Genomic DNA, 17,284 nt, shown 5'->3' on the forward strand with positions numbered 1-17,284 from the left:
ACCGGTTGGCTCGCGCGTATCAAATCTCTCCTTGCTTCGGTATGACGGGACCCGTCGACTGGCGCGGACCGCTATCGCCGCAGATACTCGTCCACGTTCTTCGCGAGCACGTCGAGGGGCACGTTGCCGCCCCGCACCACGGCGTCGTTGAACGCCTTGAGGTCGTACGCCGCGCCGAGCGCGGCGTGCGCGCGCTCGCGCTGCCGGTTGATCTCGCTGTGGCCCACCTTGTAGCCGCACGCCTGCCCGGGCCACGAGCAGTAGCGATCCACCTCGCTGGCCACCTCCAGCGGGTTGGACCCGTTCACCTCGACGAAGAACCGCACGCCCTGCTCGCGCGTCCACCCCTTTGCGTGCAGACCGGTGTCCACCACGAGGCGGCAGGCCCGGAACGCGATGGACTGCAGGTAGCCCAGCCGCCCGACGGGATCCTGGTCGTAGGCGCCCAGCTCGTCGGCGAGCTGCTCGGCGTAGAGCGCCCACCCCTCGGAGTACGCGTTGAAGGCCAGCATCTGGCGCACCAGCGGCATGTCGTGCGTGTACTCGCCCTGCCAGATGTGGCCGGGGATCGCCTCGTGGAAGGCCAGGTCCGCCAGGCTGTATTTGCTGTGCAGGTCGGTGGTGCGCAGGTTGATCCAGAAGCGGCCGGGAATCGCCCCGTCCACCGACCCGGCGCCTCCGTATGCCGCCGGCGCGCCCGGCTCCTCCTCGGGCGGCAGGCGCTTCACCTCCATGTTCGGATCCACGACCGTGTTGAACGCCCGCGGCATCTGCGCGCGGATCCACGCCAGCCGGTCTTCGATGAAACGCATGATCTCGGCGCGCCCCGAGTCGCCCTCCGCGAACTGGTAGCGCGGATCGTTCGCCAGGGCCTTCATCCGCTCGCCCACGCTGCCCTGCGTGTAGCCGGCGTCCTTCAGGATGGTATCCATGCGCGCGTGCAGCCGCGCCAGCTCGGTCCGGCCGAGCTCATGCACCTCGTCCGGCGACATGGTCGTGGTGGTCGACGCCTTGAGGGCCCAGCGGTAGAACTCCTCGCCGTGCGGCCGCGCGGAAATGCCCGCGTCGTTCGTGGCGACGGCGCGCTGCGCCTCGAGCTCCCGGATCTGCCGGTCGAGCGCCGGCGCGACCTCCTGCGCGGCGATCCGCCGGGCGCGCCCGGCCCAGTCGCCGGCGATGGTGCGCGTCCGCCGCTCCAGCGACTCCACCAGCATTCCCCCGTCGCGTGCCCCCTGCGCGGAAAGGCGCATCTGCGTGAGCGCCTTGTCGATCAAAAAGGCCGGCGGGACCATGCCGATCGCGCGCGCCTCCCGCACGCGTTCGAGCTCGCCGTCCACCTGCCGTGCGTACGACTGCAGCCGCGCCAGGTACGCCTCGGCGTCGGCGGCGTTCTCCACACGGTGGTCGCTGTCGAGAAAGCGGGGAACGTCCAGGTAGGCCCCGACGTTCTGGATGACGACGTACGGCGTGTTGCGCCAGCCGCCCACGGTGATGTCGCCGTAGGGAAGCGCGAATCCCTCGAGCGCCGTGGTGTAGGCGCTGCGGACGACTTCCACGCTGGTCCGCACGGCGTGCGACAGGCGGCTGGCGTCGACGGCCGCGATCGCGCCCAGGTCCGCGCGCAGCTGCGCGGCGATCCGCCCCTGCCCCGCCGCGGAGCGGTCGGCGAGCCGGGACCGGAGCTCGGCTCGCGCGCCGACGTCCAGGCCAAGGGAGGTGGCCAGCTCGGGGAAAAGATGCAGGAGGTCGCCCCCGATGCGGTCGAGGAGCGCGATGGCGTTCCGGTCGGCATCGCCTGGCGCGGCCTGCGGCACCGTGCGGGCGGCGCCGCCGCATGCGGCAACGAGCGGCAGCGCGGCGACGGATGCAAGGGCGGCCAGCATCTCCCTGCGCGTGAGGAGTCCGTGGGTGTTCGGAGCGTTCCACATCATCGAGGCTCGATTCCAGGCGTATGGGTGATGCTGCGCGGGCCCGCGTCGCGGCGGGACGGCGGCCGGGCGGCTGCCGGCGCAGGCCGCCCCTGCTCGCCGCGTTACGGCTTCCAGGGAGGAGCCATGAGCCGCTGCGTGATGGACGGAGCAGGACGGACAGCTCCAGCCCGGCGTCCAGCTGCACCAGCGCCAGCACGAGCGGGTCGGTCCCCGCGGTCGGGAACCGCACGAGAGATCCGGCCGATGCGGATACAGGCGTTCCCGACACGCAAAACATGCGGAGAATGAATCTACTCCGAAAGAGGGCGGACCGCTCCGCGACGAATCCCCGGAAGGTGCCTCGTTGCCATGCTCGCTCAGTCCAGCCGCACGCACCCGGCGGGGATGCGGATGGAGTCGCCGGACAGCCGCAGCGTGGCCATTATCCGATAGGTGCCGGGCGGCAGCGTATCGCCGCGAAGCGCCGGGACGGCAACGCGGCGCCGCCACTCACGATGGACGATGGACACGCCCGGTGACAGGCTGTCCGCGCGCTCGTAGGAAGGGTACTCCATCGCACGGCCGGTGGCCGGGTCCGTCTCGCGCTGTGAGTCCCACGCGGCCACCCCGGCGCTGTCCGGCGCGCGCCAGGCCTGCACCCGCAGCGCCATTGCGTCCCACCGCATTTCGACGCGCGACTCGCCCGAGTTCGTAACGGACGCCTCCACCCAGAGCGTGTCGGGCGTACCGTTCACCATCCACGCGCCCCCCCGCGCCGTCAGTTCGCCCGGTGCCCGCACCGTCTGCGCCGCTTCGGCGCACCCTGCCGGTGCCGCCGCTGGCTCCCGACGGCCGCACGCCGTCGTCACAGCCGCAAGCAGGAGGCGCAAGAGGGTCCGGAGGCGAGTGTGGCGCATGGTCAGTGCACCCGGAACGTGGTGCGGTCCGTGGTTGCCGGGCCCATGTCCAGGCGAATCATGTCCAGCGAGCTGACGTAGATGGAGCATTGCTCCCGACTCGAAAGGTTTCTATGCTGGTCCGTGTCCATCGCGGACGGGATGCCGTTCTGTACCTTCGAGCCCCACTCATTGGGTCCGGCGGCAACAGGACGCGCTTCAGCTCCTCATCCGGAGGCATGAATGTTCGGACTGTTCAAGAAGAAGGAACCGCCAAGCGAGCCCCCGAAGCGGTTTCCCCCGGTGCCTGATTGGCGGCCATCGATCGTGCAGCCGCTCGACCGGATCATCGAACGGGTGCGGCACTACACAAACGCCAAGCGCGACTTCGCGGTCTTTGCCCACGGCACGGCCGTCCTCCTTCCGGACGGGCTGACGGATGCGCAAGCAGAAAGCCATGCCAGGGAGGCGCTGCACAGGGTTTTCCACGCACATGCCGACATGCATCCCATGAACATGAAGGACGGCAACGTCTTCGTGGGCTACAAACATGATGTACTGAACGTAGTGCTCAGCGAAGTGGCAGCCGCGCACTGGCAGGAAATCGTGGAGCAGCACCAGCGCGCGATTGCCACGCATGAAGTGCTGCTGACGCCGCTCGGCCCCAACAAGTTCGACAAGCTCGGGATGAAGGGACTCTTTGGCAGGTGCTTCATGTTCATGGACGCGCAGGCCCCGCAGGTCGTCAGGGTCGAGCGCAGCGTCTGAACTCTCCATTGCGCGGACGTCCAACCGCCGTGACGATTGGACGCCGCGGGCCCCGCCACCCGTGCACGCGGGGCCTCATTCAACCCTGTTCTTTCCCGGAGGGCACATGCCGATCGTGGTTCGCCCGGCGACCGTGTTCGAGGACGTCGCGACGATGGTGGGGCCCAAGCGGCCGGACGCGAACGTCTGCTGGTGCCTGAGCTACCGCATCCCGTCGAAGGAGAACGTCGCGCTCAGGGGCCCGACGCGTGGCGAGCGGGTGGCCGCGCTCATGGAGCAGGGGCCCATCGGGGTCCTGGCCTACGACGGCGACGAGGTCGTCGGGTGGGCGGCGGTCGCGCCACGCCGCGAGACGACCTTCGCGAACAGCCGCACGATCCCCCTTGTCGACGGTACGGACGCCGACGTGTGGGCGGTCTGGTGCATCCGCGTCCGCCCGGGGCACCGGGGGCGCGGGATCTCCCATCCCCTGCTGCAGGGTGCGGTCGAGTTCGCGCGGTCGCGGGGGGCGGCCGCCATCGAGGGGTACCCCGTCGACAATGAAGGCGCGAAGGTCGACCTGACCATGGCGTACGTCGGCACGCGGGGCCTGTTCGAGAAGGTGGGGTTTCGGAAGGTGGCCGATACCTCATCCGTGCTCAACGGCTTTCCCCGGGTGCTGATGCGGCTGGAGCTGCGCTGACGCCGACGAACGCCCTCTGGAAGATGCGTCGTGTACGCGGCTATGGGTTCCGCAGGATCTTCTCCATGGCTTTGCCCTTCGCCAATTCGTCGATCAGCTTGTCAAGATAGCGGATTTCCCGCATGGTCGGCTCTTCGATGTCTTCCACCCGGACACCGCAAACGACACCTTTGACCAGGGCCCGCGCAGGATTCATCCGCGGAGCTTCATCGAAGAAGGTTTCGAAGTCTGTCCGTTTTTCCAGCTGCGCCTCCAACGCATCCTGGCTGTACCCTGTCAGCCAGCGGATGATTTCGTCGACCTCCGGCTTGGTACGTCCTTTCTTCTCCGCCTTCGCAACGTAGTGCGGATAGACGCTTGCGACACTCGTCGTAAAGATCCGGTGTTTGGTCATCATGCACCCCTGTTTCCGAGGTATTGGGCCGCCGTCACGCCGGGCGCGGGTGGAGGATGGTCCACAGGGTGCCGAACCGGTCGCGGAGCTGCGCGAATCGTGGAGCGAAGAACGTCTCGCCCAACGGCATGCTGACCTGTCCGCCCTCGGCAAGCGCCGCGTAGGCGCGCTCCGCAAGCTCGATGGAATCGAGCGAGAGATACAGGTACGAGCTGCGTACGGGCTGGAAGTGCTCGGGCGGTACGTCGTTCCCGATGAGCTCGACCCCGGCTACGCTCAGGCGCGCGTGGATCACCGCGTCCCGCGAGCCCGGCGGGCCGGGAACGTGGGCGGGAAGGTCGCGCACCCTGATCATTGCCGTGATCCGCCCGTCGAGGTGCTCCTCGTAAAAGCGGAACGCCTCCTCGCAGTTGCCCCCGAAGTTCAGATGCGTATACAGCTTCATCTGGCTCCTATGAGTTGCCATCGTGGAAGAGAATCGTCAGAACCAGGGCCGACATCGAACGGCCGACATCGCGCTTGTACAAAGGTTTTCCCATGAATCCGCTGATCATTGTCAAGTCGAAGAGAGTCTAGCAACGTTCTAGCCAGGAGTGCACTATGTCGCTGACTGCGTTGACTGTTCACGAACTCGAAGCGAGGCGCGGACCTGACCGCCCCGGAGCGAGCCGAATTAGCCCAGCGGCTGTTCGCCAGCGTGGAAGACGAACAGCCGGCGGGTAGCGAAGCCGAAGTGGCGCAGGCGTGGCTCGAAGAAGCGGACCGGCGATACGATCGATACCTGGCAGGCGAACCGGAGTCCGTGCCAGCCGCGGACGCTCGCGCGGGTTCGCGCGCGTCTCGGCGAACGTTGATCCCCGCATGCTCCCAATCGACGGCGTCGCTCGTCTCCGCGGTTTTGGAGGCGTTACGCAACCCTCGTGAGATCGCCATCCCAGAGATTCCAACCTGGGCACTCGTACGGGTCCATCTCGTTCGTGATGATGCTCCACGGCGTCCTTTTGCTTTCCTTCAGGACTGATGTGAAACAGACAGGGCGCAGGGGGAGATCATCCCCCCGCGTCCGTTGAGCGCTCACCATCGCCGCCAGCCGTTCACGGCGCCTCCCTCACCTCGCTTCCACCGCGTCGCGCATCAGCGACAGGGTGGGACGGCAGCGCGGCATTGACCCTTGCCGATCACCGCCCCGGAAGTTGAGTTGGTTCCGCGGCGCCCGCCTGGACCTGCATCCGGGCTGCGGCGAGCGGTTCCACGTCCTGATCGACGGCCGGGGAACGCGGTGCGGGAATCCGCCCCAGCATTCGCGGGAAGCCCTCGCCGGCACCCGACCGCCAGACGAGCTGCTTGACTTGGGCGCCCTGGAAGAAGGCGTTCACGGCCTTGATCATCAGTGCCCACTTCTCCACCTCACGATACGGATTTCGCTTGTTCGCTCGGTCCCGCAGCATCAACTCGCGAAACCGGCGGATCGGGTCGTTCAGCCTCAGTTCCACCCCGTCGCCTACCCGCGCCATGAAGTGGTCCGCCTGCTCGCGATGCGTACGGGCGGCGAGACAGTGCGTGGTGCCGGCGATACCTCCAGGAACTATTTCGCGAAGGTGCGTGAGGGTAAAGTGCACGCTCTCGCGGATCTCTGGGTTTTCCTCGAGAACGCGAAGCAGCTCGGCATGGCTGCCCCGTAGGGTGTTGTATGTCGGCATGTCCTGCTCGTAAAGCCAGAACTTCTGCAATGCCGCCGCGAGCGAGTTTACGTTCCGCTCACCGCGCGTGCCCAACACCTCGCCCAAGCTTCGGACGGGCCCGGAGTCGAGGGTTTCAAAAATCGCGTCCGGCAGCCCCCGCACCACGATGGCCTGAAAGCTCTTGCCCGCCTTCATCGCCGCGTAGCAGCGGTGCTGGCCATCCAGGAGCCTGCCTGTGGTGCTGACCTTGAGCGTTTGACCATTGAGTGCCCAGCTCCCCGCCTGCATGTCACGCGCGTACTTTTCCGCCGTTCGCGGGATGATCTTGCGGTTGTTATCGTTCGTTGCAAGGAACTGCTCGGCGTTCGCTGGCGTGATGGTTTCGATTCCGACCTCCAGATCCCGCGGGTCGACCGCCACATCAAAGTTCGGCTGCCGCTGCTGCTCCAAGTCGGCGCCGTCGTCGTCCGGCAGGTCCGCGACGGTGGGAAAGCGCTGCGGCCGGTCGCCGTCCTGCCTCCACCGCAGCGTCTTCAGGGAAACATTCAGGTACTCGGCGTTCCACGCCAGAATCGTGAGCGCCAGCATTCGTTCCTGGCCCGACCCTGTCGACGCTTCCAGCTGCTTGCGGAGCAGGTCTGCTGGATCGCCTTCCATCGTAGTCTCGCTGGCGACCCTGTCGAAGAACGCGTCGGCCCGTTGCGGGTCTACGCGAGACGCCAAATGGTGGGCTGCGGCGGCAACGGAATGCCAACCCACACGGGAGAGATCCGCCGTCTTTTGGACGCTTTCGCGGATCCCCGGGCGCAGGTCCAGAAGGAACAGGGTGTCTCGTGGGGTCACCACCGACTCCGTGACGCCCGGGTGCTGGTAGTACCGGTAGTACCGGTACACGATGTTCAGTACGGCCGAGAGCCGTCGGGGAAACTCCTCGCCTCTGATGTAGAGGGTGTCGACCGCCGTGCGTGCACGAAGCGCGTCGATGGTCTGAAAATCCTTCTCTCTGACGTTCTCCACTACGATCACGGGAAAGGAGGTTCCGCTCAGTTCGCAGGCGCGAAGCCGCTTGCGTCCGTCCAGCAGTTGTCCCGCGTCGGAGAAGATGATGGTACCCCCGTTCAACTGCCACCGCCGCTCGCTCATTTCCCGGGCATAGGCCTCGACATACCGTATGCTTTGCCGTTGCGGCCGGTGGTCTCGCTTCAGCCACTCCGCGGCTTCCTCGGGAGTGACCTCCCGGATGGTGAAGCGGACTGCGTTCGTGTCGAGATTGGCCATGCCTGCACCTCGCGGGGAAGCGGCCGCTCGTCTCCCGGACCTGAGTGCCGTAGAGTGAGGACGCGCACGGGGCGTTCGGCGTGGTTGCCGTCCGCCCGACCATCTCATGTTCCCTTCGGCCAGCCCCCTCCCGATTGGAAACGGGGCCCGGCTTCAGATTGCCATTCCAACCAGGATACCCGCGGCCTCGCGGAGCCCGAGCCGGGTGAGCGTATATCCCGCTTCCGGCGTCCCTTCCACGAGGCGTTGCTTCCACGCGGTCTTCAGCGCGTTCAGGACGGACCGGGTGCTGCTCCGGTCCAAGCTGTCGGTGATCTGCCGCTGGCCAAGACCGCGTGGATACTCACTGTGAAGAAGAACCAGGATTTCCTCGCGGACCGGGAGTTCCGCCAGCACCAGCTTGCGGTCACCAAAATCCTCGACCACCCCGCCCACCGGGGCACGAATGCGTCGGAGCAGGGCGTTCGCTTCTGCGATGGTGCAGTGTGAAGCTGTACGGACCATCTCGGCCATGACCCACTGCGCGGCTGCGTGCAGGTACAGCAGGTCGTATTCATTGGGGTCGATGTCGCCCTTGTGGGCGATTCCCCTCTTGTTCCTGAGGGTGTACATCGACCGTGCGATCCGGGCGACGCAAATCCGTAGACCCTCGTCCAGGCCGGCGTGACCTTCGGCCGTATGTAACACTCGGTCCACCGCGGGATGGTCGTCGTACGCCCCGGTCGTCAGGAACTGGAGCGCCTGGACGACGCTTTCCACGAATTTGCCGGGCGCCGCTTTGCCGGGTATCCCCACCGCCACGTCGCGTCGGATCGTGAGAAAATCGTCCGCGAGCTCTGCAGCGAGCTTGGCGGGAATCCACCCGGCGAGCGCCTGAACGAGTTCGTCGCGCATGTCTACATCTCCGGCTGGCCGAGGCTTCGATGGGACCAGCGCAAACCTTCGCGCGAAAGGCGAAATCGTCGGCGGGGCTTGATCTGCACGAGCATCAGGTGCTTTGAGGTGGTCAGCCTGGTCAATTCGCGTGTGATGTTGCTAATGCTGTAGCCGCACTGGCGGATCGCCTGGTTCACGGCCATGGCGTCGAAATCCTTCTGTCTCTTGACCTCCTGAAGCCAGTAGCCGGTGATCAATGCCCGTTCCCATTGGGCCGTTACTTTAGCCGCAGCATAGAGCGCCTCCAGGTCAACCAGGGTGTGGGCCACAGCCGGTACCGTCGGCTGCGCGGTGACTTCCTTTCGGCTCGAGTACTGGTCCGACCCAGGGTCAGGGTGCCCACTCGGATCTCCGTACCGGTCGTTCAACCACCTGTGCACTCGACGGCGGGCACTTTCGTCCAGCGCGTCAAAAGCCTCGGCGAGGAGTTGGATCGTTTCTACCTCAAGGTCTGACGGCATTCCTCCAACACCCCCTTTTTCCAGTCCAACGTCACAGGCAGACCCCATACTACAGAGCGTACCAAACGTCCGAAGAATAGCACTATATGTCTACACGCACCAGAGCCGTTGTGTCGGCCTGCTCGGCCGCTTTGCTACAGCGTCATACTGGGGGAGGCACCTGCCCGGTGGCAGGTGAGCTCTCGACGCCATTGGAGGTGTAGCAGTGCTCTGTTCAACAAGCTCACGGCACTTGATTCGAGACGTGCTCGCGAGGATTGCTGATCTACCAGACGGGACGAACTCCGATTCTTGAGTTGACCGCGTGGCTTGCAAAGCCTTCTTCAGCGGAATCGATGGTACCGGGCCTCGCGCGTACGGCGGCCTCACGACCGACGCCCTCCGGAACCCCGGCAGCTCCTCTCTGCCACGCTCGCAACGGAGTTGCCCCCCAGGCCCTCGAGTGTAGCGGCTCCGAGCACCGCCGCACCGCCGCACCGCCGCACCGCCGCACCGCCGCGACCCAGCGCCCAAGGCTACTTGCTTTGAGCGAACCCGTTGGGGTGCATCATCAGTGCTCCGCCAGCGCCGACGCGATCTCCTCCCGCACTCCCGCGTCCGCCTCCACCTCTTCCCTCCCCCGCAGCACCTGCCGCGCCGCCTCCGTGCCGATGTGCCCCAGCGCCCATGCCGCGTGCCCGCGCACCAGCCGGCTCCTCGTCGTTCAGCGCCACGGCGAGCGCGGGAATGGCCTCGGACGAGCCCCAGTTCCGAGCGCCACGGCCACGTTGCGCAGCAGGCCGCGGCGCTTCGCCCGCGTGATCGGCGAGCCCTTGAAGCGCGCGCTGAACTCCACCACCGCCAGGAGGCTGCTTAAGACGCTCTCGAAACGCCCTCACCCCTCCGTGCCCTTACCTGGGAGCCAAACTCGAACAGGCGGCTATGTGACGTACCCCCTGCCTCTGCGCCTGATCGGCGGACTGCCGCCGTCGTCGCATACGAGAAAACGCGCCCTGACCATCGGCGGTCAGGGCGCGTTCGTGTTTACTCATCTCCTGAACGATGGCCGCTCTCAGCTCCCACCGTTCATCGCCGGGGTCTTCGCGAGCCGACACCCTCTCGGCGTGGGGAGTGGATGCGCAAGGGGAGCGCGCGCAGGTGGGGCGTGCTCTCCTCGTACGTCACCAGCAGGCGTACGGAGTACAGCCGCTGTAGAGGGCGCAGGTTTGATAGCACGAGTCGCCAGCACCGCAACTACCGCCGCAGGTGTTACACGAGTAGTCGCAGGTCCCGTTGCAGGACGCGTCGCAGGTAGCGGCGCACGTACCGTTGCACGAGGCGTCGCAGGTGGGGCAGCCCGGACACGAACAGGCAGTGTTGCAGGTGCACTGCTCGCCGAACACCGTCCCCTTTTCCTTCTCCACCGGCGTGGTCGAGAAGCTGTCGATACGCAGGTCTTCCAGTTGCAGCCTGAGCTTCTTCATAGGTCCTCCTGGCGTGGGGGGTGATGGAACTGGCAGATGCGGAAGCGGTCCACGGCTCGAACGCCGCCCTGCGTGCAGGCGACACACGCGCGGAAGCGACGGAGACGACGATCCGGCCTCCGTCTCCGTGAGATGCAAGTTCCTTTCCAGCCAGTCAAAGAAACAGGCGTCATTTCTCGTCGAGCGACGACCTGATTTCGGAGACGACCCACTCGTCGTCTTCCACGGCCAGCCGCGCGCGCAGCACGTCCACACACCGTTCGTCGGGGATCTGCCCAAGCGCCCACGCCGCGTGCCCGCGGACCAGCGGCTCCTCGTCGTTCAGCGCGACGGCGAGCGCGGGGACGGCCTCGGGCGCACCCCAGTTGCCGAGGGCGACGGCGACGTTGCGGAGGAGGCCGCGCCTCTTCGCCCGCTTGATGGGCGAACCCTTGAAGCGCGCGGAGAACTCCTCCTGCGTCATCGTCACCCACTCGATGAGCGACGGCCCGTCCAGCCCTTCGCGCGCCAGGAACGCCTCCTCCGCCGACGGCGTGGCGAAGCGGTTCCAGGGGCAGACCTCCTGGCAGATGTCGCATCCGTAGACGCGGTTACCGATCAGGGGGCGCAGGTCGCGGGGAATGGCGCCCTTGAGCTCGATGGTCAGATAGCTGATGCACCGGCGCGCATCCATCCGCGGCGCGCCGGTTTCGTCGCGTCCCAGGAGCGCGCCGGTGGGGCAGGCGCTCACGCAGGCGTTGCAGGTGCCGCAGTGGTCCTTCTGGAACGCCTCGTCGTACGCCAGCTCGACGTCCAGCAGGATCACCCCCAGGAACCAGAACGAGCCGCGGCCCGGCTGGATGAGCATGGTGTTGCGCGCCTGCCAGCCCAGGCCGGCGCGGCTGGCCAGCTCGCGCTCCAGCACGGCGCCGGTATCGACGTAGGCGCGGCCGGTGACGGGCAGAAGCTCGGCGTTGATCCACTCCTGGAGCGCGATCAGGCGCTCCTTCATCAGTTCGTGGTAGTCGTGGTTGCGGGCGTAGCGGGCGACGATGCCGCGCGAGGGATCGGCCGTGGCGGCGGGATCGGCGTCGGCATTGTAGTACTCCAGGCCTACGACCACGGCGGACCGGGCGCCCGGCACCAGGACGGCCGGGTCGCGGCGCTTGGCGACAGCGTCTTCGCGGGCCAGGTAGCCCATCTCGCCGTGCATCCCCGCGTCCACCCATCGCGCGAACGCGTCCCCCTGGGCGCTCTCGTGCGCAGGCGCGATCCCCGCCACACCGAAGCCCATTTCCAGGGCCTGGGCCCTGATGCGCTCGCTCAGCTTGGCGGGTAACAGCAGGGTCGATTCCATGGGCTGCACATACCCCTCAAGCTCGCTCGCGTGCCTCAACCTTTCTCGGAAATGCTTACACTATTAACATCAACATCGGCCTCACGCAGAGGCGCAGAGCCGCAGAGAGAGAAAGGCAAGAGGAAATGCAGGAGAGGGATCGGCTCACGGGGGCGATCGTCGACGCAGCGTACCGGATTCACACGAAGCTCGGGCCGGGACTGCTGGAGTCGGTTTATGAGGCCGTGCTGGCCAGGTCGCTCGAGCAGAGGGGATTGAAGGTCGAGCGGCAGAAATCCGTTCCCATCGAGTTCGACGGCCTCCGCTTCGACGAGGGATTCCGGATCAATCTGCTCGTGGACGATCGCGTGGTGGTGGAACTGAAATCTGTCGAGCAGCTCGCTCCCGTTCATTCCAAGCAGCTGCTGACGTACATACGCCTGCTGGATCTCCGCGTAGGACTCCTCATCAATTTCGGCGCAGCGACCCTCAAGGAAGGCGTGCGGCGCGTCGTGAACGCGTACTCTCCGGAAGACCAGTAAGCACTTCTCTTCTGTTCTCTCCCTGCGGCTCTGCGTCTCTGCGTGAGGCCGAAGTTGTCCTTGACGGAGCCGGCGAAGGCGGGCACTTTGCGCGCTCGCCTGAACCCGGGAAGGAAGCACGCGCATGGCAGACAGACTGGAAGAATTCCGCCGCTTCAGGGAGCGCATGAACGAGCGCATCCTCGAGGCCGGCAACCTGGAAATCAAGCGCTTCTTCGCGCTCGACACCCGCTGCTACGAGCCCGGCGCGCTGGACGTAAAAACCAAGGAGCTGCTGGGCCTCGTCGCCTCCATGGTGCTGCGCTGCGACGACTGCGTGACGTACCACCTGGTCCGCTGCAAGGAAGAAGGGGTCAGCGACGCCGAGCTGTTCGAAACCTTCAACGTGGGGCTGATCGTGGGCGGCAGCATCGTCATCCCGCACCTGCGCCGCGCGGTAGACATGCTCGACCGCCTGAACGCCGACGGACCCATCGACATCGACCGCGAGACGGCCGAATGAGCACCATTCCGCACCCGGAGCTGGAGCGCTTCCGCACCGAGTTCCCCATCCTGCAGACGCGCACGTACCTGAACTCGTGCTCTCTGGGCGCCCTGTCGCGCCGGTCGATGGGCTACCTGGGCGAGTACCAGGCCCTGTGGAACACCATGGGCGCCAGCGCGTGGTACGAGCTGTGGATGGGCCGCATCGGCCAGCTGAAGCAGAGCGTCGCCACGATGTGGAACGCCCAGGAGTCCGAGATCGCCCTGTCGCCCAGCGTGTCGGGCGCGCTGTCGTCCATCGCCTCGTCCATCGACTACACGAAGCGCAACAAGGTGGTGGTCGCCGAGCTGGACTTCCCCACCCTGGTGTACCAGTGGCTCGCCCGCCCCGACGTCGAGGTCGTCCGCGTGCCCTCCGACGACGGCATCGGCATTCCGCCCGAGCGCTGGGCCCAGTACGTCGACGAGCGCACCGCCCTGGTGGCCACCAGCCACGTATTCTACAGCACCGGCTACATCCAGGACCTTTCCGGCGCGGCGAAGGCGGCGCGCGACAATGGGGCCCTGTTCCTGGTGGACGGCTACCAGGCCGCGGGCCAGATCACCGTCGATCCCCGCGCGGTCGACGCCGACATCTACGTGGCGGGGCCGCTCAAGTGGCTTCTGGGCGGCCCCGGGCTGGCGTTCCTGTACGTCCGCCAGGAGCGCATCGCCGAGCTCCGGCCCACCATCGCCTCGTGGTTCGGCGCGCGCGACCAGTTCCAGTTCCGCAACGACGAGCTGGAGTTCCGCGACGACGCCGGCCGCTTCTCCATGGGCACCCCCGCCGTCCCCACCGTCTATACGGCGCTCGGCGGGCTGGAGATCTTTGCCGAGGCGGGGCAGGAAAAGGCGTACGAGCGCATCGCCGCGCTCACCGCAGACCTGGTGGGGCTGGTGGACGAGCAGGGGTGGGAGATGAAGATCTCGCGCGAGCCCGCGCACCGCTCGGGGATCATCCTGGTGCGCCACGACGACGCGGCGCGCGCGGTCCGCCAGCTGGCCGACCGCAACATCATCGTCGACCACCGCGCCGACTACGTGCGAGTTTCGCCCCACTTCTACAACACGCCGGACGAGAGCCGGATGTTCATCGAGGCGCTGCGCCAGGTCTGAACAGCATCGCACGGACACACGGAGGGCACGGAGGAACGGCAGCCCTCCGCCCTTCCTCCGTGCCCTCCGTGTGAAACCGCCGGTCGTGCCTGCCTCGAAGGGCGATTCTCGTCGGTCCTCCCCCGGCGCGCGAAAAGCCGCGCCCGGCGCGGGTCAGAGCGGCCCCGTGCTGGGCCAGAACGCCGTGCACACCGTGCCTTGGCACGCACGGGCCTGGTAGCGGTACTGCGCCCCGGCCGTCAGCCCCTCGTCCGTATAGCCGCCGGACGCGGGCGCCACGCTCGCCACCGCCTCGAAGGCCGTGTAGGTGCCGTCCTCCTGCCGCCGCCGCCGCTGGATCTCCACTCGATCGCCCCCCGTGGGGTTGATCGTCCACGTGACCGCCACGGAGGTGGGAGCAACGCGCGTGTAGGTGGCCCGCAGCTCGGCGGTGGTACGCGGCGGCGAGGTCACGGCCGCGGAGCAGCCCACGCTGTTGCACGCCCGCAGCTGGTACTGGAACGCCGTCCACGACGCCAGCCCCTGCTCCGTGTAGGACGTGCTGTTGCGCGGCAGCTCGGCCACCGGCGAGTAGGCGCCGAAGCCGCTTCCGGTGCTGGCGCGCCGCGTGAGGCGGTACAGGCCCTCGTTGTCGCTCACGTCCTCCCAGCTCGTCTGCAGCGTGTGCACGCCGTACTGGTTGATGGCCAGCGCCGGGGGTGCGGCTGGCGGCCCGGCGTTCACCAGGGCTTCCACCAGCGAGGTGTTGCAGCCCAGGCCGTTGCAGGTGCTCACCTCGTACTGATAGGTGGCGCCGCCGGTGAGCCCCGTGTCGGTGTACGCCGCGGGCTCGGCGGGCACCTCCACCGTCGCCTGCACCGGCCCCAGGGTACCGTCGCCGCCGCGCTGCCGGCGCGCGATGCGCAGGTAGGTGGGCACGGTGGGGCCTGGCGTCCAGACCAGCTCCAGCGCCGTGGGCGACACCGTCTGCACGCGCAGCACCGGCGACGTGGGGATGGCCACGGGCACCTCGACCACCACGGGATCCGACCACGCGGTACAGAAGCTCCCGTTGCAGGCGCGCACCCGGAACTCGTAGCTCACCCCGGGGGCCACGCCCACCGTGTCTACGAAGCGCTCCACCGGGTACCCCTCCGGCGCGCCCGGCACCTGCCCCGCCGGGGCGAACGTCGCCCCCGAGTCGGCGGTGCGCCGCTGCACCTCGTAGCGGTCCTGGCCCAGGGCGAGGGAGCCGCGTATCCAGCCGACGTGGTTCCGCGCTGGGGAGTAGCGTGTGCCGTGCAGCGCCACCGGGAGACGGGACATCGTCACCACCGCGCTGGTGGGCGACGTGGAGCAGCCGCCGGCGTTGCAGGCCTGCACCCGGTAGCGGTACGCCACCCAGGGCGACGCGCCCACCGAGTCCACGTGATAGGTGACGTTGCCCGAGCGCTCCGCCACCGGCTCGAAGGGGCCGAAGCCCTCGCCCGTGTCCCGGCTGCGAACGACGCGGAAGGAGGCCTCGTCGCTGCTGACGTCGCTCCAGGTTACGATCACCTCGTGCGCCGAGGTGCCGAGCGGGCCCGCGTGGATGGCGCCTGGCGCCACGGGCGCGGGACCCACCACCAGCGCCACGTCGCCCGAGGTGCGCCGGGCGCATCCGCCACCGCCGCACGCGCTCACGCGGTACTCGTACGTTTCTCCGGAAACCAGGCCGGCCGAGTCCCGGAGCGAGAGCCGCTCCGCCGCCAGCTCACCCAGCGGCTGGTACTCGCCATACCCCCCGTCGCCGTTGCGCTGCCGGCGCTCCACGAGGTAGTAGCGCGGCGCCGGCCCCGTGCCGGCCGTCCAGGCGAGCGCGATCACCCCGGCGCGCGCCACGGCGCCGTACACGCTTCCAGGGGCCGCCGGCACCGGGCCGGGCAGGACGTACGCGGTGCGCACCCACAGCGAGCACGCCGCGCCGTTGCACGCGCGCAGGCGGTAGCGGTACTTGCCCGTGGGCTCCACCCCCACGCTGTCCATGTGCGACGTGGCGGTGGCCGGGACCTGCGCGATCACCTTGGGCTCCGTGACGGTGCCCGGACCCAGCCACTCGCGCCGCTCTACGTCCACGTGCGTGGCGCCGGGGGGGAGCCACAGCCAGGCGAGCCGCACCCGGGTGGGCGCCCACCGCGCCCACTCCACTCCCGCGGGCGGGCGTGCCACCGTGACGATCTCGCTGTTCATCTTGGCGGTGCACACGGTTCCGTGGCAGGGCCGCACCTGGTACTGGTACAGGGTCCAGGGGGCCAGGCCCACGCTGTCCGCAAAGCCCACGCTGTTGGCGGGGACATCCGCCAGCACCTGGAAGGGCGGGTGGCTGCCGTCTACGGCAGCCACCCGCCGGTAGACGCGGAACGTCGTCTCGGTAGACGACGTGTCGGGCCAGGCCAGGTGGATGCGGCTGCCGTCGTCGGAAAGCAGCGCCGTCAGGCGGTCCGCAGCAGACACCGCCTCGAGCGCATCCGCGCACTCTTCCGGGTCGCAGCTGAGCGGCTCGATGGCCGTGAGTGGGGGCGTGCCGTCGCACCCGTACAGAATGCCGGCCAGGAGAGCCAGGGTGATGCCTCGAAAGCTGCGCGGGGAAGCCATGGCAATCCGTGGCGGAGGGAAGCGGCGGCATGGCCGCTCGGGCAAGTACCGCGAACACCGGCGAGGGCTGGCGCACTGGGGGTGAGGCCCGCGGCGGGTGCTCCCGCCGGGCGTCGTAACGTGCGTCAGAAAAGGATAGCGTGCCTACGCGCGCCACACAATGTCGGCGTGGCAACCCCACCCATCCACGAAAGCCTCACCTTCTGTTCAGGTACTCGCGCCGCGCCGGGCAACGGCGTACAGCACGGGTCCCAGCGCGGCCACGGCCAGAGCAGAAAGTACGGCGGGGCCGCCGTAACTCCGGGTCGCGCGGGTTCAGGACCGTCACCACCGGCCGGGGAGACCTTCGGACCGGATGAGGCTTGGGATCGCGCATGCCGCGGCGCCCCCCATCCCCAGCCCTTCCCCCGCAAACCCCCGCGGGGGAAGGGAGCCAGTGCCGTGTGGTCAGCCTGGCTCGGTGCTCGGGCTGGCAGCCCTGGCACAGTCAGGTGCGCTTCGGCGGGGCCGGCGCATTCCCCGGCTGCCCTCTCCCGGTCGCGCTCCAGGCCCCAACCCGCACCCGAGCAAGCCAGTCCGCGAAGGCGGACTTCGTGTGGTCGTTGCAGCGAATTCGTTCGCATCCGGAAACAGGGCTTTTTGCCCGGGTCAGTGTCCGCTCGAGTGCATCGTTGGCAGAGGATTCATACCAGTGCCGATCGTTCTG

18 protein-coding genes are annotated in these 17,284 nt (G+C 67.8%); 6 read left to right on the plus strand and 12 right to left on the minus strand.

The features are described from left to right. Positions 1 to 71: 71 nt before the first annotated feature. The gene (locus VF632_RS11035; RefSeq protein ID WP_331022941.1) at positions 72 to 1,931 is read right to left on the minus strand and encodes a DUF885 domain-containing protein; all 1,860 of its coding nucleotides are present in this window, start codon (positions 1,929 to 1,931) and stop codon (positions 72 to 74) included. A gap of 356 nt (positions 1,932 to 2,287) precedes the next feature. Continuing rightward, positions 2,288 to 2,668, minus strand: coding sequence for a hypothetical protein (locus VF632_RS11040; RefSeq protein WP_331022942.1), 381 nt, complete (start codon positions 2,666 to 2,668; stop codon positions 2,288 to 2,290). Positions 2,669 to 3,049: 381 nt separating this feature from the next. Here VF632_RS11040 and VF632_RS11045 point away from each other — a divergent pair, with 381 nt between their 5' ends. Further along, entirely contained in the window at positions 3,050 to 3,574 is a 525-nt protein-coding gene (locus tag VF632_RS11045; protein WP_331022943.1) for a hypothetical protein, read from the plus strand. A 106-nt stretch (positions 3,575 to 3,680) separates the two neighbouring features. Beyond that, positions 3,681 to 4,256 (plus strand): GNAT family N-acetyltransferase, encoded by a 576-nt coding sequence (locus VF632_RS11050; protein WP_331022944.1) that lies wholly within the window; start codon positions 3,681 to 3,683, stop codon positions 4,254 to 4,256. 40 nt (positions 4,257 to 4,296) lie between these two features. Here the strand turns inward: VF632_RS11050 and VF632_RS11055 are convergent, their stop codons facing one another. Together VF632_RS11055 and VF632_RS11060 are read right to left on the minus strand one after the other, a co-directional pair. Continuing rightward, the gene (locus tag VF632_RS11055) at positions 4,297 to 4,650 is read right to left on the minus strand and encodes a DUF2200 domain-containing protein (RefSeq protein ID WP_349263991.1); all 354 of its coding nucleotides are present in this window, start codon (positions 4,648 to 4,650) and stop codon (positions 4,297 to 4,299) included. Positions 4,651 to 4,684: 34 nt separating this feature from the next. Continuing rightward, a complete protein-coding gene (locus tag VF632_RS11060; RefSeq protein ID WP_331022946.1) occupies positions 4,685 to 5,095 on the minus strand; it encodes a VOC family protein in 411 nt (136 codons plus the stop codon). 204 nt (positions 5,096 to 5,299) lie between these two features. Here VF632_RS11060 and VF632_RS28225 point away from each other — a divergent pair, with 204 nt between their 5' ends. Continuing rightward, positions 5,300 to 5,671 carry an addiction module protein gene (locus tag VF632_RS28225; protein WP_414682891.1) on the plus strand — a complete coding sequence of 124 codons (372 nt, stop codon included), beginning with the start codon at positions 5,300 to 5,302 and terminating at the stop codon, positions 5,669 to 5,671. 157 nt (positions 5,672 to 5,828) lie between these two features. On the opposite strand, the gene VF632_RS11065 is transcribed toward VF632_RS28225, so the two are convergent. The 6 genes from VF632_RS11065 to queG form a co-directional block, all read right to left on the minus strand. Continuing rightward, entirely contained in the window at positions 5,829 to 7,610 is a 1,782-nt protein-coding gene (locus tag VF632_RS11065) for a hypothetical protein (RefSeq protein WP_331022947.1), read from the minus strand. A 153-nt stretch (positions 7,611 to 7,763) separates the two neighbouring features. Next, positions 7,764 to 8,504: a hypothetical protein gene (locus VF632_RS11070; protein ID WP_331022948.1), complete on the minus strand. Its 741-nt coding sequence runs from the start codon at positions 8,502 to 8,504 to the stop codon at positions 7,764 to 7,766. Between the two features lie 2 nt (positions 8,505 to 8,506). Next, a complete protein-coding gene (locus VF632_RS11075; protein ID WP_331022949.1) occupies positions 8,507 to 8,815 on the minus strand; it encodes a hypothetical protein in 309 nt (102 codons plus the stop codon). Positions 8,816 to 9,557: 742 nt separating this feature from the next. Then, entirely contained in the window at positions 9,558 to 9,692 is a 135-nt protein-coding gene (locus VF632_RS11080; protein ID WP_331022950.1) for a hypothetical protein, read from the minus strand. 475 nt (positions 9,693 to 10,167) lie between these two features. After that, positions 10,168 to 10,470 (minus strand): hypothetical protein, encoded by a 303-nt coding sequence (locus VF632_RS11085; protein ID WP_331022951.1) that lies wholly within the window; start codon positions 10,468 to 10,470, stop codon positions 10,168 to 10,170. Between the two features lie 169 nt (positions 10,471 to 10,639). Then, positions 10,640 to 11,806 (minus strand): tRNA epoxyqueuosine(34) reductase QueG, encoded by a 1,167-nt coding sequence (gene queG / locus VF632_RS11090; protein ID WP_331022952.1) that lies wholly within the window; start codon positions 11,804 to 11,806, stop codon positions 10,640 to 10,642. Between the two features lie 125 nt (positions 11,807 to 11,931). Here queG and VF632_RS11095 point away from each other — a divergent pair, with 125 nt between their 5' ends. From VF632_RS11095 to VF632_RS11105, 3 genes are all read left to right on the plus strand, one after another. Then, positions 11,932 to 12,327, plus strand: coding sequence for a GxxExxY protein (locus tag VF632_RS11095; protein ID WP_331022953.1), 396 nt, complete (start codon positions 11,932 to 11,934; stop codon positions 12,325 to 12,327). Between the two features lie 124 nt (positions 12,328 to 12,451). Continuing rightward, positions 12,452 to 12,829, plus strand: a complete 378-nt coding sequence (locus VF632_RS11100) for a carboxymuconolactone decarboxylase family protein (protein ID WP_331022954.1) — start codon at positions 12,452 to 12,454, stop codon at positions 12,827 to 12,829. Further along, positions 12,826 to 13,965, plus strand: coding sequence for an aminotransferase class V-fold PLP-dependent enzyme (locus tag VF632_RS11105; protein ID WP_331022955.1), 1,140 nt, complete (start codon positions 12,826 to 12,828; stop codon positions 13,963 to 13,965). Before VF632_RS11100 ends, VF632_RS11105 begins: the two co-directional genes overlap by 4 nt. A 153-nt stretch (positions 13,966 to 14,118) precedes the next feature. On the opposite strand, the gene VF632_RS11110 is transcribed toward VF632_RS11105, so the two are convergent. Further along, a complete protein-coding gene (locus VF632_RS11110; RefSeq protein WP_331022956.1) occupies positions 14,119 to 16,578 on the minus strand; it encodes a fibronectin type III domain-containing protein in 2,460 nt (819 codons plus the stop codon). Positions 16,579 to 17,065: 487 nt separating this feature from the next. Then, a partial coding sequence (locus VF632_RS11115) for a hypothetical protein (protein WP_331022957.1) occupies positions 17,066 to 17,284 on the minus strand: 219 nt, incomplete at its 5' end.

Origin of the sequence: Longimicrobium sp., from assembly GCF_036388275.1 — a bacterium.
Classification (GTDB): Bacteria; Gemmatimonadota; Gemmatimonadetes; order Longimicrobiales; family Longimicrobiaceae; genus Longimicrobium.